We start from the raw sequence: 24369 nt of genomic DNA, 5'->3' as shown, positions 1-24369 counted from the left end.
TCGCCCTTGTCGCCCTTGTCGCCCTTGTCGCCCTTGTCGCCCTTGTCGCCCTTGTCGCCCTTGTCGCCCTTGTCGCCCTTGTCGCCCTTGTCGCCTTGGGACTGATCAGACTTTTCTTGATCTTCCTGCTCACTTTCGTCTTTCGGTTTGGCGGCTTCTGCTGCGGCTTTGGCCTGGTTTTCCATTTCCTCCAGAGTCTCGTCGAGCCGGCTCTCATCAAGCGCCCGGAGGTGCCTTGCGACTTCTTCCAGAACGTCGGCTCCTTCTTCAAGAACTGGTGGAGTGGACGTAATCGGGTCCGGTGTGCGGATGGCGCGGGAAGCATCTCGCACGAGATCTTCCGCATCTGCCATGCGGGAAAGGATCAGCCGGGTTGCTTCCGGGTGCGACATCAGTCGCGCGTAGAGTTCGCCGGTATCAGAATTCGCCACGTCTTGCTGACGGCGAATCGCGGTCAAACGGTCCTGGTCCGGTTTATCCAGGAGTTGCTTGGAAACATCCCGTTCTTCCTTGGCGAGCCGTTCGGCTTCCTGGGCGAGATCATCCAGCTTTTCAGGTTTGTCTTTTGCATCGAGTGGCTGGCCTTTTTTGCTCTTCGAAAGGATATGGATCAGTTTCTTCCGCAGCTCCAACAAGCTGGAAAGCGCTGAGTCGGCCTGATCAAATCCAAGCTGGGCATTGTCGGATCGCCATGCAGACGCGGACTCGCTCATCTGGATCACGGCGGCGGCCAACAGGCGGATGTCATCCGGATCCCAGCGTCCTTCAGAAACGACGGATTTGTAGGTTTTCGCTCCTTCGATCTGAAGTTCGGATTCACGTTTGCCCATTCCCTTGATGCTTTCGTCACTGTGGGGGGCTTGGATCAGGGCAAAGGCGTCGGACAAAATTTCGCGTTGGTGTTTGATGATTTCTTCCACCTTCATCAAATCCTCGCCGGTGACTTGCGGGCCTCCGCCTTCCATTTCTCCGCCCATGTACCATTCGGATTTGAAGGGAATGATGTCGATGCTGCGGAAATCGCTGACGCCACGGGCGTTCTCCCGCGGCTTGAAATCGGTCGCCCAGGCGTAAATGCGGACGTTATCCCGGATCGTCAGCGGAAAGGTCTCCAGAGCGGCAGTCGCCATTTCAGAGATGTCGCGCAGGTCCTTCGCTTCGAAGCTTTTCGTTACGACCTCATGCGATTGCCCCTGGGCTTGCAGAACCACGCCAAACGAGGCAACGCCGAAGTCGTCGCGAATTCGAAAGCGCAATGGGATTTCCGCAATCGGGGTCGCCTCCACGTCTTTGGTCGGCTCGACCCATTCGATACTCGGCAAGGTGTCCTCGACGCCCTTGAAATTGAACTGGGTCGCCTGGATCTCGTTGCCGTGCGCGTCCGTTCCGGTGAGGGTCGCCAGATCACCACCGATTTTCATGGTGATGGAGCCGGACAATTGCGAACCATCGACGGAAAGCGGGATCACCGATTTATCCGGCAGCTCCAGTGAAGCGGACCGCATGGGCGCGGACATTTTGTATTGCAGGGAAACAGTGGAGCCCTCGACGGCTTCGATATCCGCGCTGTTCAGCTTAACCACGGGTTGACCGATGTAATCGGGATACTCGATTTCAGCTGAAGAGGAAACAAACTCGGCAGGATCCGTGCATTCCATGGTGCCGACGATCGGCTGGCTGTCGCCTGCCGTGATGGTGAATGGGAAAGAGGCTTCAGCGGTGGGCAGAGTGACTTCATACAGCCCGCGTCCCATTGGGCTCATGACATAAGTTTGATCTTTGCCGTCTGCATCCTTCACATGCACCAGGACCTTATCGGGCTTCCGCCCCGTAACCATCGCTTCGATTTGCGGTAGCTTATTGCGGTTAAACGTCGGGTCTGTGGTGATGTTTTTGACGTGCGTGTAGGTGATGTTCGCAAATGGGCGGACCAACCGGGCAAAAGCGGTAGGCGCTTCACGATTGGAGATGAGAAATGCACCCAGGCAGGCCAGACCGAGAAATCCGGCTACCAGCCAAAGTGCGGCAGGGCGGCGGGGGAGGTGCTGATCCAAATCGACCGATGCGAGCTGGATGCTTGCGCGGCGGTAAAGTTCTTTGCGAAGGACTGGCGAAACGGAGCTGTTTGCGAGGGATTGGTCGCGAGCCGTGCTGAGAAGTTGGCCAATCTGAGGGTGGGTGTTCTCCACCAGACGCGTGGCGGAATCCACCGTGACCTTGGAGGGTCGATTCCATAAATACCAAACTGCCAGGGCGATAGCTCCCGCCACGATGAAAGCACTCGTGGCGACGCGAATTCCCGCTGGGAGCGACCAAGTGAGATCGGCGGCGATTGCCAGGCAGGTGATGATGGCAAACCAGGCAAGGATGCGACCAAAACCGGAAAACTGCATCAGATTGCGCGTCCGGACGACGAGCGATTGCAGGGGAGACTCGTCGAGAGCAGCCAGACGAGAGGGCTTTCCTGGAGGATTCGGCATGGCCGATCCGGGCCGGGGTGGTGGAAGTTCAGTTGGCATGAGCCGGGGAGCTTACTGGATTTGGATTACGTCGGGCGGCAAGTGCGCTTTCGACGGCGAGCAGCAGGAAAAGGATTGCAACCAGCCATGGCCAGAACTCACCGGCACGTTCGTGCGGGGAGTCTTTCAAGGTGTTGATCTCCATGGCTTCAGGAGCGGGAGCATCAATGGCAGGCAGCCCGAGAGCTTTGCGGAAATTGGCATCCGTTACGGTGGAAATATCAGACTCCTCATTGTCTGCGGAAATCAGCACCGAGGCCGCTTCTCCCGGGTAAAAACCGGGTGGACGGGTTTCTTCCAAGGTCGGTGTGCGAGTTTCCAGCACGGCGGTTTGCGACTTATGATGGTCTGCGCCAGCCAGGTAGCTGAACACATTTTGCATCAAAGGAACGAAGGCCGGATCGAGCGGCAAGTCCGCCCCCTCACGGTTAACCTGATGCGTAAAAATCGCGACCCGGCGGTTGGCCGAAATTGAAAGCAATGGCGAGCCGTCGGAAAACTCCATGACGTTTTTCCAATCGCTGCTCTCAGGCCAGGAAAAGCGGCGCTGAAGCGGGAGCATTCGCAGGCTGCTGAACGTGTCCATCGTCATTCCAGCCAAGGCAGGGTGGCTCAGGTCCAGATGGCGTAAGGTGTCGAGGGCGGGAGTGGTGGCGATTTGAATTCCCGGGGGAAAGACCGCCTCCGCATCGGAGCTCGTCCATCCAGTGGCTTTGGCACGGTTCCCCAGGCAAATGATCAGGCCGGTCCCTTGTTCCAGATAACCTGAAAGCAATCGGCAGTTCGAGCTGGAAAGCCCGGGTGGATTGCAAACCGCGATGACATCCACCGCCTGTCCCGGTGCGGGAAGGCTGGCGGACACTTCGGCGCGGAATGGAGACAGCGCTTTTCCGGCGGATGAAGCGTGAAGGGCTTTTTGCAGGAAGTATGTTTCGCTGGTGAAACGTGATTCCGTCGGATCTCCATCGACTAACAAAACCTTGATCGGCTGGGTGGTCTTGAACGCAAACGGCCGGTGATCATCGGCTGGCCACGGGTCTGATGAACCTGTGATCGCGACATCACCAGAAAGCAGGCCCTTGCTGGCCTCGCCCTTCCATTTGAAAACCGCAGTGCCACCGGCAGCGGGGGTCGAGGACTGGACTGATTTTCCATCAGTCGTCGTGAGGGTGAGCGAAATCGGCTGATCGCCGGGCATGCCCGAAACTTGAACCCGGGCTTCCACTTCCCATGAATCGCCACCGAACGGGGTGAGTAGGTCGATTTGGGAAATGCTGGCATTGCGATCTCCCGGAGCGGCTGCAGTGTGGATTTCTACCGGCAATCCAGAGGGCCAAAGTCGGCCGGGAGATTGCGGGAGTTGCGATTTTTGCAGGTCAGTGAACCAGTGAACGGCACCGGTGACATCAGGGTTGGCAGCGGCACGATCGACCACCCAATCCACTGCGGTCGATGGCGATCCTGCAGCTCCCGGGATAGGATGGTAAGCATCGAGTGATGGCAGAATCGTGACCCGATCGGCGACTTCAGCGATCACTGGTTTTGCCGCAGGCGGGAGGGAGCTGATGGTTTTCGCGGCTTGCGCGCGGAGTTCATCTGCCTGTTGCGGAGTGATGGAGCCAGAGGCGTCTAACAAAATCAGGACTTCTCCCTGCAGCGGCGAGGAAGGTTCCGTTTGATGGAAAAACGGCCGGGAAAAGATCAACGCCAGCAGCAGAATCGCCAGGCAACGCGCCATGAGTAACGGCCATTGCTCCACTCGGCTCATTCGATGACGGTCCCGCACCAACGGTTGCAGGAACTGCAGGGAACCGAGCCGGACCCGCAGGTATTTGCGTTTTTTGGTGAGGTGCAAAAGCCACGGAATGGCGATGGCCAGACCGGAGGCAAGGAATGCGGCGTGGATGAAATTCATTGAACGGTTCTTCCTTGGAGGAATTCCACCAAGGAGCCGGCAATGGGCTGATTGGTCGTGACGGAAAAGTGTTGGATGCCGACAGCGCGGCAACGGGCGGCGAAATCATCCCGCCATTTCACCACGGCATCCGCGTGGGCGGCGCGGACATCCGCCGCGCTGAGGCGGAGAATTTTTCCGGTTTCCGCGTCTTCGATTTCCAGATCACCATCTCCAGGTAATTCCAACTCGTATGGATCTAGTACCTGGAAGGCGATGACATCGTGGCGTGCTGCGGCCAGACGAGTGAGCGCGGAAACCGTTTCCGCCGGGTGATCGAAGAAGTCGGAAAAGACCACCACCACTCCCTTGCGGCGGCAAAAGCCAGACACCTCACGGATGGCGGAAGCCAGACTGCCGCCACCGGATGGTTTTGCCTGTCCAAGCATGCCGAGGAGATTCTGGAAATGGGTCCTGCCGGTTCGCGGGGACCGATGATCGACCACTTCGTTGCCAAGAAGGGAAAGCCCGGCGGCATCTTGCGCATTGATCGCCAATCGGCCAAGCGCAGCCGCACAACGCGCGGCATAAGCCCATTTTTCGGAGCTGCCGTTCGAGACATCCATGGAGCCCGAGCAATCGAGCATCATGTAGAGTGGCAGGTTGGTTTCCGCCCGATAGTCTTTGACACAAAGCCGGCGGGTTCGGGCGTAAACCGAGGTGTCCAAATGGCGTGGATCGTCGCCAAACCGGTAATCACGGTGGGATTCGAACTCGACCCCCGAGCCGCGGAACGGGCTGCGGCGCAGGCCCTGCCAAATGCCTTCGACGATGCCGCGTGAGGCCAGTTCGAGATCCTCGATCGCGAGGAAATCGTGCGGATCCTCAAAGGAGTGGGCTGCAGCCATGGGATCAAGGAGTCGGGATTTTGTCCAAAAGGCGCTTCACCAAGGCATCGGTGTCCAGGGACTCGGCGCGGCTCTTGAAATTCAGCACCAAGCGGTGGCGGAGAACCGGAGTCGCCAGAGCGCGGACATCGGCGAAGTCGACATGAACGCGACCAGCCATCAGGGCACGGGCTTTGGCGGCGAGGATCAAGGTTTGCGAGGCACGTGGTCCGGCGCCGACTTCGAGATAGTCCGTGACTTCCTTCACCGCAGCCGGGGTGTTCGGTCGGGTCGCGCCGACCAGTCGCACGGCGTGGCGCACGACTTCTTCAGAAACCGGCACCCCGCGAACCAAACCTTGCAGGGTGATGATTTCTTCCGGGGTCATCACCGCTTCGATCGGGCCGCCGGCAGCTGATGTCGTTTCACGAACGATTTCCATTTCCTCGGCTTCGGTCGGATAGCCGACGCGGATGCAGAACAGGAACCGGTCCAGCTGGGCTTCAGGCAACGGATAGGTGCCTTCCATCTCGATCGGGTTTTGAGTCGCCAAAACCACGAATGGAGGCTGCAACGAGTGGGTTTCCCGGCCGATGCTGACCTGCTTTTCCTGCATCGCCTGGAGCAATGCGGCCTGTGTCTTCGGCGGGGTGCGGTTGATTTCGTCAGCGAGCAGGAAATTGGTGAAAACCGGTCCCGGCAGAAACCGGCGGGAGTAGCTGCGCGAGGTTGGGTCCTCTTCCAAAACCTCACCGCCGGTGATGTCCGCAGGCATGAGGTCTGGGGTGAATTGCACGCGGCGGAAGTCGAGTTTCAGCGCTTGCGCCATCGACGACGCCATCAAGGTTTTTCCAACTCCGGGAACGCCGAGCAGCAGCGCGTGTCCGCCGCAAAGCAGGGCGAGCATCATCAGGTCCAGTGTCTCGTCCTGGCCGACGACGCGTTTGCGGATTTCCGTGCGCAGCTTCTGATGAGCGGAAGCTAGGGATTTGGCGAGGTCGCTCGCGGAGAGTTCGGCAGTGGCAGATTGGCTCATGAATTTAGGATCAAGATTAGTCCAGGCCTTTTGCCCGGGTGGTGAGAGTGAGGAAATGTTTGGTGGCAGCGGCGGCATCGACTTCGGCCGGGCGTTGGGTGCCGTAGCCGTCACCATCGCCATCTAGTAAAGCCGCCTCCTTAACGATCAGTCCCTGGGATTTGTATCGGCCCAGAACCGCTTCGTGAGTGGCGAGGAAAATCTCGGTTGCGTCGAGTTTGCCATCCTTGTTCGCATCCGCAGCCGGGTTGGCGAGCACGTCGACCAGTGCCAAGGGAAACTCGGTTTCGTTCTCAACATCCTTGGGGGAACTCGCTGTGATCACGACCCGTCCGGGCATGGCGAGCGGGCGCAAAAACGGAGCGCTGGCCGTATGGGTGAAAATCAGAGTCATGGGCGCCGCCGGATTGCAATCCGCGAGCGCGGCTCCCAAATCCATCGAGGTCAGATCCGGCCCGGGCAGGTTGACCTGAGCGCCCCCGCGGATGCCGTTGGCATGACCGATGAAAATGATCCATTGCGGAACGTCCGGGCTGGATTTGGTCGTAGCCGTGATTTCCGCGATCGCAGCGAGGATGTTTTCCCGGCTGGCTTCTCCTTCGTAGCCCGCGCTTTTCGGGCCGTAGTAAACCCGGCAGTTTTCCGGTTTCACGTCGAATCGGTTCACCAGGCTGGTTTTGATCTCACCCAGTGTTTTCTCGAAAACCGTATGATGCTCAGGATCTCCCGGAAGCCCGGCGAAGATCCAGACTTGTTCATTCCCGGCAATCGCGGACTGACTGGTGACAATCATCCCGGCATAAAAGAGGAACCGGGAAATAAAATTGAGCATGCTTCGTTTCATAAGCTGTCAGAAATCAGCGTCAAGATCGTTCCACCTGATGCCTAAAATAATGTGCTAAACGACAACCTGTGACAAAAGGAGCTGGGCGGGGTCGGGAATACACGATTTTTCCCCAGCCAGTGCATTCGCAGCTCAGCGAACCGAGCTTTGGAAACGGTAGTGGCCGTCTTCCACTGTAACGTCGGGAGGGATCTTGGATTTTTCAAAAAATCGATAGCCGGGCTCAAGCTCCTTCCAGAAATCGAGATTGGGGTTCGCGGATTCCGCAGCCATCCGTGCTTCAGTCATCCGAAATGGAAAAAGGTGAACGCGGAAAAATTTCTGGCCCTTGGTCAGAGCGGCTTCGCACAGGGTGTAAATCTCCTCGATGCCATCATCCGTCATGGCGAGGCAGCCGGTGGAGACTTGGTTGCCGTGAATCATGATGAAGGTGCCGGTGCGGTTGTGCGCCCGATCGTAGGCGTTGGGGAAACCGATGTTGAAGGCGAGGTGAAATGTGCTGTCCGGTTTCATCCCGGAGGGCGGCACGAAGTAGAAACCTTCAGGGACTTGGAAATCACCTTCCGCGTTCTTCGGGCCGAGAGTCCCGGAAAGTGCGGCGATGTTCCAGGTTCGGAAAAGCTCATATTTCCGCGTGGTTCGGTTGCGAATCCAGGCTTCGAGAATGCGTTCGTCTTTGAATGCCCGGAGGAAAATCGGATCGCCAAAATGCAGGCCCTTGGCTTCCAGCGCGGAACTTAGCTCCGGGCGGACCCGATCCGCGGCGGCACGTGCGCGCTCGGGCCCTGGGAGTGGAGCTTCGATTGGACAGGTTTCAGCCACAAATGGAGTCTGCCCAGATGCGGGGAGCATCGGGCAAGCGCAAAGCAGAATGAGCGGAACAAGGAGGCGGCTCATGTGGAAGGAACAGGTGCGAGTTGGTCATGAAGCGCCGCTGGAAGCTCGGCAGGATGATCAATCCGGGTCAAAAGCGGATGCTCCGGCAGACCACAGGCGCGGGTGGCGATGACTGGGATGCCGCTGGCAAGTGCGAGCAGGGCGAGACGCGGCGAGTGTTCAACCCACGCCGGGATGACCAGCAAATGGGCGGATGCGAGATCCGCCACGGTTGCGGCAGACCACGGAATTCCCTCGAATGGATCGGGGTGACCTTCTGTGGCACGACCTAGGACGAGAAGATGGATGTCTTGGATGGAGCGAAAGGCATTTGCCAATTCGATGGCTCCTTTTCGCGCAAGCCGGGAGGCCGGGAAAAAGACACTGGGAGCTGCAGACGGGTTGCGGGTGATTGGAGCGGGAAAGGTCCACGCGATTTTCCAGGAGCGATCGTGAAATCGTTCGGCGATGCCAGTGTGAGGCGTGATGAGGCGCGCGGCTGCAGCAAGTGCAGCGGATTCAGCGGCGACCAGGGCAGGATCGGCCCGGAAATCCGCCAGGGTGGAAGATTGAGGATGAGCGGACTTGGCTGCATCGAGAATTTTCTGCAGCTCGGCGATCGGCCAGCGTTCCATCAGAACGTCGAAGGTGCGTCCGGCACATGCTCCTTCAAGCCAAAGGAAAGGAAGCAGTCCTTGGGAAATCACAAGGTGGCGGCATTCCGGGGAGAGTTGCTTCCGATAGTGACGGGCAATGGCGCGTTGGCGATCGAGTAGGGATCGCTGGCGCACCGGGCCTTGCGCCGGAAGGCGACGGTGGCGGAATGATGCGACGAGCGCGGTGGATGTAGCAAATCGAGTCGTGGTGCTGGATGGCGGATGCCAGAGGTAGTTGGGCTTTTTCCAACGTTGGCCATCGAGTGGGATGAACCAGTGGTCGCCGCCGCGTGAATGCTCGCCGCACCACTTGTCGAATTCCGGCCAAACGGCATCTAACAGAAAAGTGGAGTGGCCGAGGCTTGGAGCATGCGCGGCGATTGCCGAAGGGTGGCGGAAACACGAGACCATGCCGCAGGTCAGGCAGTCGCCGGAGGGAGCCGCGCGCGGGGCGGGTGGCTCGGCAATTTCCCGCGAGAGTGATTTGAGAGCTGCCTCTGAAGTGTCAGCGCGGATGCGCACGACGAGATCGGTTGGCGTGAGTTCGACTTCGAGCAGCCAAGGAAACGGAGCGGCGAAGCGCAGATCGACGTAGTTCCAAAAAACCGTGGCATCGAGGTTTTTCTCGGCAGATGAGCCGGGCACGACGCGTGAGTGGGCGTGCCTTTCAACGATGTGGAGGCCGGAGTCGAGAGCGGCTTGATAGAGCAGGCCGCTGAGCTGGCAAAGACCACCGCCAAGCGCGGGAACGAGGCAGCCTTCCCGGAGCTCACGGCCAGTGGTAAAACCTCGCGAGCGCTTGGTGCGGCCGAGCTGGCGCCAAAAACTGAACGTTTGGTTGGCGGGGACGGAAGTACGATTCAGGATGCGTGCGGCGGCGCGGAGGTTTTCGACCTTGCCGGCGGTTAGCGGAAACTCGGCAGGAGTGATGTTTTTCCAAAGTGGGCTGCGCTTTTCCACGACGATGGGAGCCAGGTCGGACAAAGTGACTTGGGGATGCAGTGGCGGCCGCGACGAGATTTCAACCATGGCCCTCCTGATCTGGAAAAGGCGGGTTTTGAGTTGAAAAGCGAGCGCCTGCCAACGGCTCGGGCTGTCTCGTTCGTGGGCTTGCGTGGAAATCATGGAATGCCGGTTTCCAATCAGCTAGCGAAGCAAGCGGTTCTCTGCGATGAAGAAATGATAAAACTCTCGTGAAAACGGTGTTCGATAGGGTTGGCTATGCCGTCAGCAAATCGATTGCTGATTCCACTCCATGGGATCGCTCAGTTACCGAAGCCCCAGAACCTTCGGCGCACTGGCGTTACCGTATCGGTCGAGCGCGGTGACGGCGACGATTTGTGCTTTTGGAATGGTGATGCCTTTGTGCGAAGCAGGCAGGATGGTGATCATGTGCCATTCCCCGTTGATCACGGCTTGGACTGCGACTTTCGAGGTGCCGTTTCCAGGCACCCAGCGCACGAAAGTTCCTTTATCCTGCACCGAAGCGGCAACTCCAGGAGATGGCGGTGCGCTGCGGTTGATCCACGGCATGGGGGGAACTGCCGCAACTTGAGTGTATGAGTTGGCAAGCCGCGACGAAATGCCGCCCTTGTTGTTCATCAAGGACTTCATGCTCCAGTGAATGTGTCCGGCCCAGTTTTTGCCAATCTTCCGGCTGAGATCGATCTGGTTGGTGATTTCCGATGCGCCACGGCCATCGCTGGAGCCGATCCGTTCGGTGGCGATGCCAGGCCAAACGGGGCGGGACCCTTGTTGCCGCCACCAGGAGAGAAGTGCCGGGAAGGATTGTTTGGCGGGCGAAATGCGCCAATACAGCTGCGGTGCCAGGTAATCGACCCAACCTTCTTTGAGCCATTTTCTGGAATCTCCGGCGAGTTGTTCGTAGGCGTCCAGACCGGCTTCGATCCCAGACGGCACTCCCGGCCGCCAAATGCCAAACGGGCTGATGCCCACGCGGACCCAGGGTTTTTGACGCTTCACCGCAGAGTAGAGGTTGCTGACGAAATCATCGACATAGCCACGACGTTGCGCGGGCGACTTGCCGTCGTTGAAATGGGCACCTTCTGCTGGGTAAGGGTAAAAGTAGTCATCGAGGTGGACGCCGTCGATGTCGTAGCGCTTCACCACATCCAGAATGACGTTGAGCGCGCGAGCCCGGGTTTCCGGCAAGGCGGGATCGCACCAGACCTGGGTGCCATATTTTTTGGTGATCTGGGGAGCGATGCGGGTGACGTGGTTTTTGGAAACCTGGGAGGAACTGCTGGCAAGGGCGCGGAATGGATTGAACCAGGCGTGGACTTCGATGCCCCGCGCGTGTGCCTGTTCAACGCAGTAAGCCAGTGGATCGTAGCCGGGGGAGCGGCCCATGGTGCCGGTGAGTGTTGAGGACCATGGCTCAAGTCGGGATTGATAGACCGCATCGCACTGCGGACGGACCTGGAAAATGATGGCATTCATTTTCAGCGCCACGAGCTTATCGAGGATCGCACGCAGCTGTGCCTGCTGGGTGGCGGCAGGTAGGCCGGGTGAACTCGGCCAGTCGATGTTATAAATGGTGGCCACCCAGGCAGCGCGGAACTCGCGGGCGATCTGTGGCGGGCGATTTTTGACAGGAACGTAGGACTGTGCGGAAAGCGACGGGGTCAGGGCAAGAAGACACAGGAAGGCTGCCAATCGAAACATACCGCCACCATGGGATATCCTTGGCAGTTCGCAAGAAAAGACACAGGAATGACACATCGAATGGTGAAAGAAAACTTTCGCTGTCCGGGTAGGGATTTGGCTAATGAAAAAGGTTTTTAAATTAGCGGCTTTTCTCGGCTTGGCGGGTTCGGCGCTGGCCGGATCGGGTCATGGATGGGTGGATTTTCAGGGCAAGGACGGCCCGGGAATGGGTAAAAACATCGTGTTTCTCGCTGGCGATGAGGAATACCGATCGGAGGAGGCATTGCCGATGCTGGCCCGGATGCTCAGCGAGCGGCATGGCTTTCATTGCACCGTGCTTTTTTCCACGGATGACGATGGGGTGATCAATCCGAATGCCGGTGCGAGCATTGGTAACCCGGAAGCATTGGATTCAGCGGATGCCATCGTGATGTTGCTGCGATTCCGCAAATGGCCGGATGAGGCGATGGGAAAATTCGATGCCGCGGTGAAGCGCGGTGTCCCGATCATTGGTCTCCGGACGTCGACCCATGCGTTCCAGCTTCCGGGAGAGAGCGGGTTTTCCAATTTCAATGGATTCGGCAAAAATGTTCTCGGTGAAACCTGGGTGAACCATTGGGGTCGCCACGGCGAAGAAGCGACCCGCGGCGTGATCGAGCCAGGAGCGGAAAGCAATCCGCTGCTGCATGGAGTGGCGCAGGTTTTCGGCCTTACCGATGTCTACGAAGCTTATCCTCCCGAGGACGCAACCATCCTGCTGCGCGGGGAAGTGCTGGCTGGAATGAAACCGGATTCGCCGAAGGCAAGTTACGAGAAACAGCGGGCCAATGGCGGCAAGCAAGAGGTGAACTCGCCGATGATGCCGGTGGCTTGGTCGCGCGAGGTGAAGAACGATGCAGGCACGACGAATCGGGTGTTGTGCACCACGATGGGCGCTGCGGTGGATTTGCAAAACGAAGGGCTCCGCCGCTTGGTGGTGAATGGGGTTTATTGGGGGTTGGGCATACCAGTGCCTGAGAAGGCGAATGTCGAACCCGTCGGTCCGTATCATCCAAGCAACTATGGCTTTGATCAGTTCCGTCGCGGGGTGATGGCGCAGGATTTCGAGTCGGAATCGACCGGGAAGTTTGATCCGAAACCGGGAGCTCGGATTGCGATGGTGGGTGGAAGTCTGGCCGGGCGGATGGATTTGTTCGGAGAATTCGAATCGCGCATCCACGCGAAATTTCCAGATCGGAAATATGTGATCCGGAATTTCGCAAGGCCGGCGGATGAAGTGGAGAAGCGGCTGCGACCATCCGATTACACCGCTTTGGATGATCCGCTTTCGGTATTCGGACCGGAATGGTTTTTATGTTTCCATGGCTACAACGAATCGTTCGCCGGGGCTGATGGAGTTGAGGAATATGTGAAGGGATATCACAAGTTTCTCGATGAAACCGGCGATCGGCATCTGGTGAATGGCAGGAGGCCGAAATTTGTTTTGATCTCGCCGACCGCGTTCGAGGCGACCGGGAGCAAGTACTTGCCTGATGCCGATTCGGAAAACCAACGCATCAAACTTTATGTCGATGCGACGCGACGAGTCGCGGAGGAGCGCGGCATTCCGTTTGTGGATGTGTTCACGCCCACTCTGGAAATTTTTTCACGTGAGCCGGGCATGCAATACACCATCAATGGCGCGCATTTGAACGATGCCGGCTATGTGGAACTGGCAAAAATGTTAGATGCGGCGCTGTTCGGAAAAGGGGATGTTCCTCTATCTCCTCAAAAGTTTGCGAAGCTCAAGGAGATGGTGGTGGAGAAGGCCTGGATCCATCGCCAGGATCATCGGATGCTGAATGGTTGGTATGTCTACGGTGGACGTAATACTTACGACAAGGAAACCTATCCGCGTGAGTATCACAAGATTCGCGCGATGGTCGCGGAGCGTGATCGGGTCTGTTGGGAATTAGGACTGGGGCATGAGGCTGTGCCCGATGATTCGGCGACCGGCAGTTTGTTTGTGCCGCCGACGAATTTTGGCAATGTAACTTATTCCGAACCGAAGGAGCTGAAATATCTAACACCTGAAGAAAGCATGGCGACGATGAAGCTGCCTGAAGGTTTCGAGGTGCAACTGGTTGCGAGCGAGCGCGAGTATCCGCAGCTGGCAAAGGCATTTCAAATCAACTTCGATAACAAAGGGCGGCTCTGGGTTTTGTGTTCGCCGTCCTATCCACAATGGAAACCGGGAGATCCTAAGCCTTCCGATCGATTGTTGATTTTTGATGATCTCGACGAGAACGGCCGTGCCCGGAAATGCACGACGTTTTACGACGGCTTGACCACGCCGATGGGATTTGAGTTCTGGAACGGCGGCGTGTTGGTCTCGAATGGCGGTAGCATGGTCTTCTTGAAGGATGAAGATGGTGATGATCACGCGGACTCCGTCACTGAAGTGTTAGATGGCTGGGCAACGGATGACTCTCACCATACCATCGGTGCCTTCGAATGGTCGAACGACGGGTTGTTGCACATGGGAGAAGGTCTTGCGATGCATACGGCGGTGGAGACTCCGTGGGGTCCACATCGCGCCGTCGGAGCCAGTGGAATCCATATTTTGGACCCACGGTCATGGAAGTTGCGTCATTATTCGACGCCGGGATATGGCAATCCCTGGTGTTATGTTTTTGATCAATGGGGGAACGGATTTGTCGGTGATGGAACCACGCCTCAGCAGCACTGGGACAGCCCATTGAGCGGAGCGAAAGGAGCCTATGCGGGGATCGATACTATTTTCGATGGTCAGGGAATGCGGCCGAATGTGGGAAATGAATTCATCATCACCCGCCAATTCCCGGATGAATGGCAAGGCCGGTTTGTTTATGCCTGTGTGAACAACATGCGCGGTCTGACCACATTCAGTTTGGGCGACGACGGCGCGGGTTTCCACGGTGAACGCGCGCCGATGGATTTGCTGACAGGGGGTGATATGAATTTCCGTCCCGCAGATCCGCACATCGGTCCTGATGGTGCGCTCTACTTCGCGGATTGGCACACGGCTTTGCTCGGGCACATGCAGTACTCGCAGCGCGATCCGAATCGAGATAAGCGTCATGCGCGGATTTATCGAATCGTTTACAAAAACAAGCCGCTGCTGAAGCCCGTGACCCAGTTTGGAAAATCGGTGCGCGAAATCCTGGAGCAGTTGCGCGAACCGGAATGGCGGGCCCGTTACCGCGCCCGGCGTGAATTACGCTCAAGGCCGGAGGCTGAAGTGCTGGCGGCGACGCGCCAATGGGTGGACTCGATTTCGGATGAAGATCCGGAGGGCGATCGGCTTTTGTGCGAAGCACTCTGGCTGGAAGAATCCTTCCATGCGGTGAATCCCGATTTGTTGCAGATGTGCCTGAATGCCAAGAGCGGGGAGGCCCGCGCGGCAGCTGTTCACGTGCTAGCGGACTCAGAAGGTCGTGTCGCGAATGGTCTGGAATTGCTCCGCCAGCGAGTGGTGGATTCCAATCCGCGAGTTCGCTTGGAAGTTGTTAGAGCGTTGAGCTACTATTCGACGTTGGAGTCGGTGAATACGGCGCTTCTAGTAGTAAAGTCGGAGCGGGATAAGTGGATCGAGCACACGCTCAAGTCTACCTTGATCGGGCTCGAGAACGTCTGGCGTCCATTGTTAGGCACTGATCAAATTGCTCCAGGGAACCCTGAAGGTTTGTCGTATTTGATGGATCTCGCCGAGCAACGCCGTCCTGGAGGGCAAGCGGTGCCAGCGTTGAAGATGCTGTTGGCAGGTGGTGTCGAGCATCCACGCGAGCTTGCAGCCAAGGTGGCAACCGGCCACGGCGATCCAAACCAAGGGAAAGCGGTGATTTCCCGCACTTGCATGGCTTGTCATCAGATTGAGGGCAAAGGGATCGCATTTGGTCCCGCCCTTGACGGCGTGGGGAGCCGCCTGAAGCGGGAGGACTTGATCATGTCGATCATCGACCCGAACGAAATGATCGGCCCACGTTTCCTCGTGACGAATCTTGAACTGGCGGACGGTTCGGCGCTAACCGGCTTTGTCGATGCGGAGCGGGACGACGCTCTCGATTTCCGCATGGGAGATGGCACGGTGCAGACGATCGAGAAATCCAAAATTCGCAAACGCGACACGGTGAAGCAAAGCTCGATGCCGGAAGGGCTCGGAGGAGCCATGTCGGCAGACGAGTTTCTCGGTGTGATCGAATACCTGAACAGCTTGAAGTAAGCTCAGGAACGCCAGCGTTTGGTCAGGTCGCCGTAGGCATCGATACGGCGATCACGGAAAAATGGCCAAATGCGGCGGAAGTCTTCGACGTTTTTGAAATTGATCTCGTGCATCAGGATTTCTTCATTTTCCGTCGAGGCTTTCGCGGCGATCTCGCCGTATGGATTCGCAATGAACGAGCGGCCCCAAAATTCGGTGCCATCGTGAGTGCCTGAGCGATTGATGGCAGCGAGGTAACAGCCGTTTGCCACCGCGTGCCCGCGTTGCACCGTTTCCCAGGCGCAATGCTGGGCATCGCCGAGGGTCGGCTTCTCCTCGGGGAGCCAGCCGATGGCTGTCGGGTAAATGAGCAACTGTGCGCCGCCCAGAGCCATCAGGCGAGCGGCTTCAGGATACCATTGATCCCAGCAGATCAGGACGCCGATTTTACCGAATGCGGTGTCCCAGACCGGCCATCCGGAGTCGCCGGGAGTGAAGTAGAATTTTTCCTCGAAGCCCGGATCTTGCGGGATGTGGGATTTTCGGTAGAGGCCGAGAAGTGAACCGTCCGCGTCGTGAATGGCTGCGGTGTTGTGGTAAAGTCCTGGGCCGCGATGCTCGAAAAGTGAGGAAATGAGCACGATGCCCAGTTCTGCGGCCAGTTTTCCAAGCCGATCCGTCACCGGGCCAGGAAGTGGGTCCGCAAGGTCAAAAAGATCGGTATTTTCGACCGTGCAGAAATAAGGAGTGAGGAAAAGTTCCTGGGTGGCAACGATTTGTGCGCCATCGGCTGCGGCTTTCCGGATCAGGGTTTCATGGTGATCGAAGGCCTCGGCTTTGGAGGCAAAAGTTTTCGACTGGAGCAGGGCAAGACGTGGCATGGCGGAAAATTAAAAGAGACGGGCAGTGACGCAAGAATCAAGAAAATGGAGCAAGAATCGCCACTTTTTGCGAAACTTGGCTTGATTCCTTGGTCTGTCGGGTTAAAACCCGCGCCCCTTCATGCCCGAAGAAACGAAAACACTCAAAATTGCCATTCCGAAAGGAAGCCTTGAGCAGCCGACGATTGAGCTGCTCTCGAAGGCTGGCTACGAGGTGTACACGTCCTCACGTGGATTGAGACCACCTTCGAATGATCCAGAGCTGGATGTTTACCTGATCCGCGCCCAAGAAGTAGGCGGTTACATCAGCCAGGGATTCATTGATTGCGGCATCACCGGATATGACTGGGCCAGCGAGCATGAGGCCGAATTGATCGATCTCGCCGAACTGCCCTATTCGCGCGCCACGGTCCGCCCAACCAAATGGGTGTTGGTGGTGCCGGAAGATTCTCCGATCAAGACTCCCCAAGATCTCGAAGGAAAACGGATCGCCACCGAAGGTGTTGCGATTACCAAAAGCTATCTTGAGCGATTGGGAATCAATGCCGAGGTCGAGTTTTCCTGGGGTGCGACCGAAGTGAAGGTGCCGGACTTGGTCGATGCGATCGTGGACGTCACCGAAACCGGTTCTTCGATCAAAGCCAACAGGCTGCGCATCGTTGATACTCTGCTGACCTCGTTTCCGCATTTTTACGCCAGCAAAAAGTCCGCTCAGGACGAATGGAAGCGCGAGAAAATGGAGCGCATCGCCTTGTTGCTCAAGGCGGCTCTAGGTGCTCGCGGCAAGGTGGGTCTGAAAATGAACCTGCCGCAGGCCAGACTTCCCGAATTGCTCAAAACTCTTCCATCTCTCCGACGTCCGACCGTTTCCCAATTGGCGGAAGACGATTGGGTCGCCGTTGAGACGGTGATTGACGAAGTGGTCGTCAGAGACATCATCCCCGAGCTGAAACTTCTCGGGGCTGAGGGGATTATCGAATATCCGCTCAACAAAATCGTTCCCTAAAGAACAACTTTCATCGCAAACCAACCCCGAACGCACTAAGCCATGGGCTCCATCAAGAAACGCCGTAAGACAAAGATCAACAAGCACAAGCGCAAGAAGCGCATGAAGCAGAACCGCCACAAAAAGCGTCTCCGCTACAAGTCCTAGTCGTTAGGGCATAACGTTTGTTCAATTTAGCCAGAGATCCGGTAATTTCCGGTTCTCTGGCTTGTTGCTGTCACGATTCCAGGTTTAAACCTGCGGTTTGGATCGACTCGACAGCAAATGGGCATGAAATTCCGGCGAGATGGGGCTTCAGGTAATTGTCGACTTTCAGGTGATTGACGAATCCGACGATTGGATTGTCGTCAACAAGCCTGCGCCATTGATTGTCCACCCGGCGAACCGCAAGCCTGAGCCGACATTGCTGGGGGGCTTGGAGAATTTGCTTTCGTTTGAGCTGGAAACCGGTGGCTGTCTGGGAATTGTCACCCGCTTGGATCGCGAAACCAGCGGCGTGGTTTTGGTCGCCAAGCACACCGCAGCTGCCCGCGAATTGGGGATGATTTTTGAGCGACGTGAAGCGCGGAAGCAGTATTTGGCGGTTGTTTTAGGTTGGCCGGAGCAGGACGCATGGCGATGTTGCGAAAGAATCATCCGGGCAGGAGAGATTGGTCACTCGGAAATCTGGGTTCGCCAGGTGACGGACGCCCGCGGGAAGGATTGCGAAACCCGATTCACCGTTGAGCGGCGTTTTGAGAGGGCTGAAGGAAAGTTCTCAGTCGTGCGATGTTTTCCGGAAACGGGCCGGATGCATCAAATCCGGGTCCATTTGGCTCACTCGGGCCATCCCATTGTTGGCGACAAGCTCTATTCGGGCAGCGGTGAGGAATACATCGAGTGGATGGAAACAGGGTGGACTTCAGCCTTGGAGCGGCGGCTCTACTTGCCACGGCAAGCCTTGCATGCTTCATGTCTGGAGGTTCCATCGGGAGATGGATATTTACGCTGGGAGGCGGATTTATCCCCGGATTTGCTAGATTTTATTGAAGGTCGACCCCTGAAGGAGGCTGCTGGAGTTGTCATCTGGAGCCGACACGACTAGGGTTCTTCCATGGCAAATTTGTCGGAGATCGTAGCGTTTTTGGATGAGGAATTGAAGACCTCGTCGATCAAGGATTATGCTGGGGCGGTCAATGGCTTGCAGCTGGAGAATGCTGGTAGCGTTGAGCGTGTCGTCGCTGCGGTGGATGCATCTCTGCCGGTGATCGAAGCTGCTGCGCAGGGCGGACCAGGCTTGTTGATCGTGCACCACGGCATGTTTTGGCAAGGCGTTCAGCCGATTTGTGGTGCGGTTTACAGGAAATTGAAATCGGCCATGAACGCGGGATTGGCGATTTACTCGTCGCATCTACCCCTTGATCTGCACCCTGAGCTTGGGAATAATGTACTGCTTGCGAAGGCCATCGGCCTTTCAAATCTAGCTCCGTTTATGGAAGCGAAAGGCGTGGCCATGGGCATGATGGGGGAGTGGTCTGGAACTCGGGAAGAGCTGGTCGAGCGGGTTTCTCAATCGGTGAATGGGCCTGTTCATCTGTGTCCTGGAGGAAATGATGTCATTCGTTCCGTGGGGGTGGTGACGGGGGGGGCAGGAAGCGAAGTGGCGCAAGCCAAGGGGGTGGATGCATTTGTCACCGGCGAGGGTCCACATTGGAGTTATCCGCTAGCAGAGGAACTGGAAATGAATGTGTTATATGCGGGTCATTACGCGACAGAAACCTTCGGAGTGAAGGCTTTGGCGGCGAAAATCTCGGAACTTTATGGAGTGCCATGGACGTTTTGTGATCATCCAACGGGACTTTGAATGATGGATGAGATTGGTCCGAATTTTTTCAGTCGGCCGCCTGAAGTCTGTGCTCGGGAGTTGGTTGGGTGCTTGTTTCGCTGGGACGGATGTTTGACAAGAGTTGTCGAGACCGAAGCCTATGCGTCAGTCGATGATGAGGCCTGCCATACCTGGAATCGAAAAGGCGCGCGCGAGTTTGTCGAAGCTCATTCTGCGGGGACTGCATACGTCTATTTGAACTATGGTGTACACTGGTTGTTTAATGTTCTGGTGAAGCATCCGAATGCTTCTGGATTTGTCCTTTTGCGTGCGCTCGAGCCAGTAAGTGGAATCGAACAAATGCGAAGCCGACGTCCTGGAATTGCGGACCGCCAGCTCTGTGCGGGACCTGGGAAATTGACAAAAGCGCTCGGCATGAGCGGAAAAATTCATGGTCAAAATTTCCTGCAAACAACCACACGTGGATTTGTTAGAAAATCGGGGACTGAAGTGGCAATGGGTTCCAGGATTGGCATTTCTAAAGCAATCGATCGTTTGTGGCGCTTCGGTGATCCAAATTCTGCTAGTTTGAGTAAGAAGTTTGGATCTGTAACCGATTGATATTATGCTGATAAGAAATTTTATAAATTCTGGTTGTCATCAGTCCCTTTCGATGTCAGAACTCATGAGTAGACGTTCGGAACTGCAAGATTCGGAAGTCGGCGATGAACCCAGATATTCGTTTGGAAATGTTGGAAAAAATCTTCTCTAGCGAAAAAAGGGCTTGCCGAATGAAGCTCCTTCCAGTTGTATTCGTCTCGAAATCGCGGGCATAGCTTAGTGGTAAAGCGCTATCCTTCCAAGTTAGACATGCGGGTTCGATTCCCGCTGCCCGCTCCATAAATCTCAATCCCGACACAACCACCCCATCAAATGAAAAAGACCATTTACTTCGCTCTGATGAGCGCCGCTTTGGGCCTGCTGCCCGCCTCAGCGGAAGTTGATTGCGCGCAGCTCTCGCTTACAGTTAAAAACGAAGTTGCTGCAAACCGCGCCGGCGTTCTTGAAGTTGTAGAGGCTCAAGTTGGTGCGAATCCAAGCTGCGCTTGCGAGGTTGTGAAGGCTGCGATCGAGGGTTCTGAGGCTGATGCTTCCACCGTTGCTTCGATTGTTGAAACTGCATCCATTGCTGCTCCTGATCAAATGCGTTTGATCTCCCAGTGCGCGGTTGCTGTTGCTCCTGATGCCCTGGCTGATGTTCAGAGCGTTCTTGCTAAATTGGATCCGAATAGCGGTGAAGAGGGTATGAGCTCCAAGGATGCGAAAGACTCCAAGGCGGTAATGCCTCCTCCGGCTCCAGTTCTCGGAAATCCACTCGATTTCCCTGGCGAAAGCATTGGTCAGCCACCTGTGATCGTTGGGCCTAACCCTGGTGGTCCTGGCGGAATTCCATTCCTGCCACCTGGTCCTCCAATCGGAGTTCCTCCAATCATCAATGTTCCCGAAGTTTCCCCTTGATCAAGCAATTGCTTAGAAGAGTTTAACTTTATCGAAATTTTACTGAAATATGAAAAATAAATTTGCAATTGGCTTTGCATCCCTCCTGTTCTCGGGATTTGCAGGAGCTCAGGGTCTTTATTACATGGGTACTGAGGCTCAAGAGTCGATGCCTCTGAAGTGGACCGTTGGTGCGGATCTTACTTATGACGACAACGTGGCTCCAGGATATGGCTCCAAAGAAGATTCTTTAAGCATCAATCCATATGTTGGCCTTTCGTTTGTGTCGATCACTCCACAGACCACTTGGGATGTATATGCTCGATTAGGTGCAATCTACTACTTTGATCAGCCAGATGCTCCAGGTGCTGATGATACTTATGCACAAGCACGTGCAGGTATCAACATGACTCACCGCTTCAGTGATCGTCTCCGGATTTCTAGCCGTAACTTCTTGTCCTACGAGCTTGAGCCGGACTATTCTTACGGTTTCGCAAGCACACGCCAGATGGGTGAATACTTCTACTGGCAGACTGATAACTCCGTCGGTTATCGCTGGACAGATCGCTTGGCGACTTACACTGGCTTCCAGCTTACCGGACTGGATTACGACGATGTGCCGAACGCAGATCGCTTCACCTATACCCTGTATAACCAATTCCGCTATTTGCTTGGACCACAGGATGTTCTCACTGCAGAGTATCGCTACGGTCACACGGATGCTGATGGTGTAGCTCCAGATTCTGAGAGTCACTACATCTTGGTTGGTATTGAGCATCGCTTCAATCCTTCCAGTGTTATGATTGCCCGGGCTGGTGCGCAAATCAGTGAAACTGATGGTGGTGATAGCAATACTACTCCATTTGTTGAACTTGCAGTTAATACTCAGGTAAATACTCAGTTCCAAGTTCGTGGCTTCCTTCGTTATAGCGTTGAGCCTTATGACACCGTTCAAGTCGTTGGGAATTCCCATTACAACTTCGATGAGCGCAAAACGCTTCGGATCGGTGTTTCTGGGAATTATGCGCTATCAGAAAGTCTCTCACTCTATGGTGGTGTAGATTACATCCCGACCTCATTCGAAGATGGTCGTCTTGTTAGTGGATCAGGCCCATCCAGCACAAGTGATCGTGATGAAAATCTGGTCAATGCTTATGTCGGTGTATCGATGAAATTTACGGATTACCTGACCGGTAGCCTTACCTATAACTTCACCAACTCCGATTCTGATTTCGATAATCGCGATTATGATCGTAACCGAGTTACAGTCGGTGTTCATGCAGAGTTCTGATCTCATGGTCTAATCTCTGTAAAAAACAGTTGATTCTACTATGACTCCCGCAATGTTTTCCATTGCGGGAGTCTTTTCATTAATAGACCATTGGTGGTCGCAATTTACCTGAATTTTCATGCAACCGTCCTCACCACAACAAAGTGAAGCTGCGCTTCATGCTGTCGATTATTGGCAAGTGATCAAAAATCGATACGGAATCATTCTTTTAACGTTGCTGCTCGTTTTTATGACAGCAGCAGTGATCACTTATGTGATGCCTAAAAAATACGAAAGCTTCGCTACCATGGAAGTGAAGCCTCGTGGTCAGCTGATTTCTCCTATCAATCCGGCCTTCAGTCAAGGAGCTGGGGCTGCCATGATGACGCCTAGATTTTTCGAAACTGAGTTCGAAAAAATCAAAAGTCGTAATGTCTTGAGCAAAGTGGTGGATTCTCTGGATCTGAGCAATCGTTGGGGAGTTGATAAGGAATCGGCTCTGCAGATACTGAGAGGTATAGTAAAAACTCAAAACATCCGAGGAACGGACTTAATCTCTATTAGTGTCACGCATCAAAATCGAGAAGATGCAAAGGATATTGCTACCGAAGTTGCACGTGCCTACAAAGAATACCGCATGGAAGTCGAGGGAGGGGTTACTGAACGTGCACTTCATGAGCTGAAAGCTGCGGTTCGTGATCAAGAGGATCAAGTAGAGGAGCGGCGGAAAGTTGTTACAAGTATAGCTGAACAAAAGGGTATTGTAGATTCGGCAGATAGTATGAGTTTCACGCAAAGAGGAATTGATGAATATTCTTCTGTTAGAAGTGCTTATGATTCTTATGATACATTAGAGCAGCAGAAAATTGAGCTTCAAAGCCAAATCAAGAATTTATTGAATTACAATGAAGATCAATTGTTGAATTATGCTTCGGCTCTAAATTTGCCAGATAATATTATTAAATCACTATACCCTCAATATTTGGAACTAAAGCGCCAAGTTGAAGGGCTGAAGAGTAATGGGTTGGGTGATCTTCATCCTACGATCATTTCGCAAGAAAAAGTTTTGTCCGAAATGAAACTCCAACTGGATGAAGGAGTTCTTAGTCTTAGAGAATCTCTCCAGGCTGAATTGGATTTGGCAAATGCGAAATTGGCACAAGTCGGAAATTTGAAAAATGACCGGAAAGAAGAAGCTATTCAACGGAGCTTGGATCGGCAGGCATACGAAGATGCTAAGCGTGCTTACAATACGGACCAAGAGCTTTTACAGAGCATGAAGGAGAAGTTGCTTGGTGAAACTATTAGTAACTCACTCACAGAAGAACTTACTGAAATTCACGATCAGCCAGTGCTGGCTCGTGCGCCTGTCAGTCCAAATGTTACTCTTAATTTGGCACTAGGTGCTGTAGTTGGTCTGATCTTCGGTGTTGGTATTGCCTTCTTCCTCGAATACATGGATACCTCGGTTAAGAGCATGGAAGATGTTGAGCGTTATCTCCAAGTCCCGGTTCTTGCTGTTATTCCGAAAGATGTGGGTGTATTGCATAAGCAAAGTGGTATGAGCCCTGATGCTGAAGCTTATCGAATCCTACGAACCAACATCGAATTCAATCGTAAAAATCCCGAAGATAATTCGATCACGGTGGTTTCCGGTGGGGCAGGTGAAGGTAAATCAACTACTTTGGTTAACCTTGCCTATATTTGCGCTCAAGGAGGTTACACCACATTGATGATTGACGGTGACCTTCGTCGTCCACGACTTCATACCTTCTTTGATATCAATAACTCCGTAGGTTTGACCAATTTCCTGACTACGGAATTGGCACTTGAAGATGTGATTTTGCAGACCCCGGTCGACAATCTCTACTTCATGCCATCCGGAATCTTACCATCCGACGCGGCTGGTATTCTCAACTCACGCCGCATGTCTGAGCTGATTCAGGATGTGAAACAGCGGTTCGATCTGGTTTTGGTCGATAGCCCTCCTATTCTTGGCGTGAGTGATGCATCGGTTTTGGCAAGTGAAGTCGATCTCACTATGATCGTTGTTCAACATCGGAAACTGCCACGAAACATGCTGATGCGTGTTAAACAGGCTGTTGAAAACGTTGGTGGCAATGTGATAGGCGTTGTGTTGAACAATGTGGATGTTCGTAGCGATAGCCAATATCAGTATTATACCAGCTATTACACCTATTATGCACCTGCTGAAGCGCAGGTTGGACCGCCAACCGGTTCAGGCAAAGCATCTGATTCAAAGGCAAAAGTGAGCTCGAATACGAATACGGATTCGGAACTCTATTAAACAAT

General features: G+C 55.0%; 18 protein-coding genes and 1 tRNA gene. 10 read left to right on the top strand and 9 right to left on the bottom strand.

Features of this window, described 5'->3' with window-relative positions; translation table 11 throughout:
• The 8 genes from JIN85_RS04240 to JIN85_RS04205 all read right to left on the bottom strand — a co-directional run.
• On the bottom strand, window positions 1-2519 hold a 2519-nt coding region (locus JIN85_RS04240; RefSeq protein WP_200267977.1), incomplete at its 3' end, for a hypothetical protein.
• Window positions 2509-4434 (bottom strand): BatA domain-containing protein, encoded by a 1926-nt coding sequence (locus JIN85_RS04235; protein WP_200267975.1) that lies wholly within the window; start codon window positions 4432-4434, stop codon window positions 2509-2511. The genes JIN85_RS04240 and JIN85_RS04235, both read right to left, overlap by 11 nt.
• Window positions 4431-5321 carry a DUF58 domain-containing protein gene (locus tag JIN85_RS04230; protein WP_200267973.1) on the bottom strand — a complete coding sequence of 297 codons (891 nt, stop codon included), beginning with the start codon at window positions 5319-5321 and terminating at the stop codon, window positions 4431-4433. Before JIN85_RS04230 ends, JIN85_RS04235 begins: the two co-directional genes overlap by 4 nt.
• Before the next feature lie 4 nt (window positions 5322-5325).
• On the bottom strand, window positions 5326-6336 hold the full coding sequence (locus JIN85_RS04225; RefSeq protein WP_200267971.1) for an AAA family ATPase: 1011 nt from the start codon (window positions 6334-6336) through the stop codon (window positions 5326-5328).
• A 16-nt stretch (window positions 6337-6352) separates the two neighbouring features.
• Window positions 6353-7180 (bottom strand): hypothetical protein, encoded by an 828-nt coding sequence (locus JIN85_RS04220; protein ID WP_200267969.1) that lies wholly within the window; start codon window positions 7178-7180, stop codon window positions 6353-6355.
• A gap of 132 nt (window positions 7181-7312) precedes the next feature.
• Complete coding sequence (locus tag JIN85_RS04215; protein ID WP_234047220.1) at window positions 7313-8077, bottom strand: L,D-transpeptidase family protein; 765 nt, start codon at window positions 8075-8077, stop codon at window positions 7313-7315.
• Window positions 8074-9837 carry a VanW family protein gene (locus JIN85_RS04210; RefSeq protein ID WP_200267967.1) on the bottom strand — a complete coding sequence of 588 codons (1764 nt, stop codon included), beginning with the start codon at window positions 9835-9837 and terminating at the stop codon, window positions 8074-8076. The genes JIN85_RS04215 and JIN85_RS04210 overlap by 4 nt, the downstream gene beginning before the upstream one ends.
• A 144-nt stretch (window positions 9838-9981) precedes the next feature.
• Entirely contained in the window at window positions 9982-11397 is a 1416-nt protein-coding gene (locus JIN85_RS04205; RefSeq protein WP_200267965.1) for a glycoside hydrolase family 10-like protein, read from the bottom strand.
• Window positions 11398-11500: 103 nt separating this feature from the next.
• Here JIN85_RS04205 and JIN85_RS04200 point away from each other — a divergent pair, with 103 nt between their 5' ends.
• Window positions 11501-15619 (top strand): DUF7133 domain-containing protein, encoded by a 4119-nt coding sequence (locus tag JIN85_RS04200; protein ID WP_200267963.1) that lies wholly within the window; start codon window positions 11501-11503, stop codon window positions 15617-15619.
• A gap of 2 nt (window positions 15620-15621) precedes the next feature.
• Here JIN85_RS04200 and JIN85_RS04195 read toward each other — a convergent pair whose 3' ends face one another.
• Complete coding sequence (locus JIN85_RS04195; protein WP_200267961.1) at window positions 15622-16479, bottom strand: carbon-nitrogen hydrolase; 858 nt, start codon at window positions 16477-16479, stop codon at window positions 15622-15624.
• A 121-nt stretch (window positions 16480-16600) separates the two neighbouring features.
• Between JIN85_RS04195 and hisG the strand changes: the two genes are divergently transcribed.
• From hisG to JIN85_RS04150, 9 genes are all read left to right on the top strand, one after another.
• Entirely contained in the window at window positions 16601-17485 is an 885-nt protein-coding gene (gene hisG / locus JIN85_RS04190) for an ATP phosphoribosyltransferase (protein ID WP_200267959.1), read from the top strand.
• A 42-nt stretch (window positions 17486-17527) separates the two neighbouring features.
• Window positions 17528-17632 (top strand): AURKAIP1/COX24 domain-containing protein, encoded by a 105-nt coding sequence (locus JIN85_RS22105; RefSeq protein ID WP_200267957.1) that lies wholly within the window; start codon window positions 17528-17530, stop codon window positions 17630-17632.
• 139 nt (window positions 17633-17771) lie between these two features.
• A complete protein-coding gene (locus JIN85_RS04180; protein WP_200267954.1) occupies window positions 17772-18569 on the top strand; it encodes an RluA family pseudouridine synthase in 798 nt (265 codons plus the stop codon).
• 9 nt (window positions 18570-18578) lie between these two features.
• Window positions 18579-19328, top strand: coding sequence for a Nif3-like dinuclear metal center hexameric protein (locus JIN85_RS04175; RefSeq protein ID WP_200267951.1), 750 nt, complete (start codon window positions 18579-18581; stop codon window positions 19326-19328).
• Window positions 19329-19910: a DNA-3-methyladenine glycosylase gene (locus JIN85_RS04170; RefSeq protein ID WP_200267949.1), complete on the top strand. Its 582-nt coding sequence runs from the start codon at window positions 19329-19331 to the stop codon at window positions 19908-19910.
• 205 nt (window positions 19911-20115) lie between these two features.
• Window positions 20116-20189 (top strand) — tRNA-Gly (locus JIN85_RS04165).
• A 33-nt stretch (window positions 20190-20222) separates the two neighbouring features.
• The gene (locus JIN85_RS04160) at window positions 20223-20807 is read left to right on the top strand and encodes a hypothetical protein (RefSeq protein ID WP_200267946.1); all 585 of its coding nucleotides are present in this window, start codon (window positions 20223-20225) and stop codon (window positions 20805-20807) included.
• Window positions 20808-20856: 49 nt separating this feature from the next.
• On the top strand, window positions 20857-22077 hold the full coding sequence (locus tag JIN85_RS04155; RefSeq protein ID WP_200267944.1) for a porin family protein: 1221 nt from the start codon (window positions 20857-20859) through the stop codon (window positions 22075-22077).
• A gap of 118 nt (window positions 22078-22195) precedes the next feature.
• Complete coding sequence (locus JIN85_RS04150) at window positions 22196-24364, top strand: GumC family protein (RefSeq protein WP_200267942.1); 2169 nt, start codon at window positions 22196-22198, stop codon at window positions 24362-24364.
• Window positions 24365-24369 lie beyond the last annotated feature (5 nt).

This window comes from Luteolibacter pohnpeiensis, assembly GCF_016595435.1.
Lineage (GTDB): Bacteria > Verrucomicrobiota > Verrucomicrobiia > Verrucomicrobiales > Akkermansiaceae > Luteolibacter > Luteolibacter pohnpeiensis.
The sequence above is the reverse complement of the archived record's forward strand: the minus strand, read 5'-3'. Positions and strand labels throughout refer to the sequence as shown.

What these genes read in the sequence shown, in the direction of transcription:
- JIN85_RS04225 (WP_200267971.1), bottom strand. Translation starts at nt 6,336, where the DNA reads ATGAGCCAATCTGCCACTGCCGAACTCTCCGCGAGCGACCTCGCCAAA.
- JIN85_RS04180 (WP_200267954.1), top strand. Translation starts at nt 17,772, where the DNA reads ATGGGGCTTCAGGTAATTGTCGACTTTCAGGTGATTGACGAATCCGAC.
- JIN85_RS04220 (WP_200267969.1), bottom strand. Translation starts at nt 7,180, where the DNA reads ATGAAACGAAGCATGCTCAATTTTATTTCCCGGTTCCTCTTTTATGCC.
- JIN85_RS04205 (WP_200267965.1), bottom strand. Translation starts at nt 11,397, where the DNA reads ATGTTTCGATTGGCAGCCTTCCTGTGTCTTCTTGCCCTGACCCCGTCG.
- JIN85_RS04155 (WP_200267944.1), top strand. Translation starts at nt 20,857, where the DNA reads ATGAAAAATAAATTTGCAATTGGCTTTGCATCCCTCCTGTTCTCGGGA.
- JIN85_RS04150 (WP_200267942.1), top strand. Translation starts at nt 22,196, where the DNA reads ATGCAACCGTCCTCACCACAACAAAGTGAAGCTGCGCTTCATGCTGTC.
- JIN85_RS04160 (WP_200267946.1), top strand. Translation starts at nt 20,223, where the DNA reads ATGAAAAAGACCATTTACTTCGCTCTGATGAGCGCCGCTTTGGGCCTG.
- JIN85_RS04170 (WP_200267949.1), top strand. Translation starts at nt 19,329, where the DNA reads ATGATGGATGAGATTGGTCCGAATTTTTTCAGTCGGCCGCCTGAAGTC.
- hisG (WP_200267959.1), top strand. Translation starts at nt 16,601, where the DNA reads ATGCCCGAAGAAACGAAAACACTCAAAATTGCCATTCCGAAAGGAAGC.
- JIN85_RS04200 (WP_200267963.1), top strand. Translation starts at nt 11,501, where the DNA reads ATGAAAAAGGTTTTTAAATTAGCGGCTTTTCTCGGCTTGGCGGGTTCG.
- JIN85_RS22105 (WP_200267957.1), top strand. Translation starts at nt 17,528, where the DNA reads ATGGGCTCCATCAAGAAACGCCGTAAGACAAAGATCAACAAGCACAAG.
- JIN85_RS04215 (WP_234047220.1), bottom strand. Translation starts at nt 8,077, where the DNA reads ATGAGCCGCCTCCTTGTTCCGCTCATTCTGCTTTGCGCTTGCCCGATG.
- JIN85_RS04235 (WP_200267975.1), bottom strand. Translation starts at nt 4,434, where the DNA reads ATGAATTTCATCCACGCCGCATTCCTTGCCTCCGGTCTGGCCATCGCC.
- JIN85_RS04175 (WP_200267951.1), top strand. Translation starts at nt 18,579, where the DNA reads ATGGCAAATTTGTCGGAGATCGTAGCGTTTTTGGATGAGGAATTGAAG.
- JIN85_RS04195 (WP_200267961.1), bottom strand. Translation starts at nt 16,479, where the DNA reads ATGCCACGTCTTGCCCTGCTCCAGTCGAAAACTTTTGCCTCCAAAGCC.
- JIN85_RS04210 (WP_200267967.1), bottom strand. Translation starts at nt 9,837, where the DNA reads ATGATTTCCACGCAAGCCCACGAACGAGACAGCCCGAGCCGTTGGCAG.
- JIN85_RS04230 (WP_200267973.1), bottom strand. Translation starts at nt 5,321, where the DNA reads ATGGCTGCAGCCCACTCCTTTGAGGATCCGCACGATTTCCTCGCGATC.